Genomic DNA, 1,136 nt, shown 5'->3' with positions numbered 1-1,136 from the left:
TTTTAGTATTTTTTAACACCTCTTATTTAAAAAATGAAATAATCTTATACACTATTGTTTGCGCAAGCTTTTCATGACTTTCAAACGTCCATCCCGCAATATGTGGCGTTAATAAAACATTTTCGGCTTGAAGCAAATACTCAAAAGCTTTAGGTTTCTCTGAATCAATAAAAAGATTTTCAAAAGACAATTTTTCATATTCTAAAACATCTAATCCAGCACCAAGAATTTTTCCTGATTGTAATGCTTCCACCAAATCATCGGTTACGACATTTTTGCCTCGCGATGTATTAATAAACCAAAAAGGCTTTGCAAATTGATTGACAAACTCTGAGTTTATCATTTTGTCAGTTTCGGGAGTCCAAGGAATATGCAAACTCAATACGTCGCTTTTTTGTTGTAATTCAGTCAACGAAACTTGTGCTGCATTTTCATCGGCTACATTTTCTTGGATATCATAACATAAAACGGTTACCTCAAATCCTTTTAATTTTTTAGCAAATGATTTTCCCATATTACCATAACCAATCAACCCAACGGTTTTTCCTTCGAGTTCATAACCGCGATTGCCTTCACGAATCCATTTTCCTTCACGAACCAACTTGTCGGCTCGATTCAATTTATTCATTAACGACAAAAGCATTCCTAAAGCATGTTCGCCAACGGCATTCCGATTGCCTTCTGGCGCAGCAATTAGTTGAATTTGCTTAGCTTCGGCATACTCACAATCGATACTTTCTAATCCAGCACCAACACGAGCAATAAATTTTAAATTAACCGCTTTGTCAATAAATGTTTTGTCAATTTTAAACCGACTGCGAATAACAATTCCGTGATACTCGTGAATTTTATCTTCAATTTCTGTTTTAGACGAAGTAAAATCGGCTTCGTTTTGAAAACCGGCTTGTTCTAATTGTTCCCAAAGTAAATGATGATTGCTGTCTAAATGTAATATCTTAATCTTCAATTGATTTAATAAATTAATAATGTAGTGCATAAATGTACAATTAAAAGATATTATTCAAAAGTACAATTGCTCATTTAAAAGCAAAAACCCCTTTCGATTTTCGAAAGGGGTTTTTTAATAAACTAATAGTTCTAAATTCTAATTGTTAACGTTTTACAACTCTTAGTGC

The 1,136-nt window shown here is 33.1% G+C and carries 1 protein-coding gene; it reads right to left on the bottom strand.

Annotation, left to right across the window (positions count from 1 at the left end; translation table 11 throughout):
• Nucleotides 1-22: 22 nt before the first annotated feature.
• On the bottom strand, nt 23-997 hold the full coding sequence (locus tag IAI56_RS15715; RefSeq protein ID WP_187658758.1) for a 2-hydroxyacid dehydrogenase: 975 nt from the start codon (nt 995-997) through the stop codon (nt 23-25).
• Between the last annotated feature and the right edge of the window lie 139 nt (nt 998-1,136).

Origin of the sequence: Flavobacterium macrobrachii (assembly GCF_014486675.1) — a bacterium.
In the GTDB taxonomy this organism is placed as follows: domain Bacteria; phylum Bacteroidota; class Bacteroidia; order Flavobacteriales; family Flavobacteriaceae; genus Flavobacterium; species Flavobacterium macrobrachii.
The sequence above is the reverse complement of the archived record's forward strand: the minus strand, read 5'-3'. Positions and strand labels throughout refer to the sequence as shown.